1 pseudogene is annotated in these 216 nt (G+C 44.0%); it reads right to left on the bottom strand.

Annotated features, from left to right (window positions below):
• Positions 1–216 (bottom strand): annotated as a pseudogene (locus M2R48_RS21095) (hypothetical protein); the annotation flags it as partial.

Here is a 216-nt window from a genome sequence, read left to right as displayed (position 1 = left end):
TAGCGTATCGCCTGTAATTACTGTCTTGATGTTGCTGTTCGAACCTGCACCTGTTAAGCCACCGCTAATGTTCAGTGTCTCTCCAAGTTTACGATCAACTGTGCCACTATTACCCGTGAAGGTAATTGGTTTAACAACTTCGTTATTCAAATTCGTTAACGCATCGCCAACATTGTTTGCTGTCGTCGTCGAACCATCTGTCTTCGTCGTCACATA

Origin of the sequence: Acinetobacter sp. I-MWF (assembly GCF_025433935.1) — a bacterium.
GTDB classification, from domain to species: Bacteria; Pseudomonadota; Gammaproteobacteria; order Pseudomonadales; family Moraxellaceae; genus Acinetobacter; species Acinetobacter guillouiae.
Note: the sequence above shows the minus strand (reverse complement) of the source record. Positions and strands in the feature narration are given on the sequence as shown.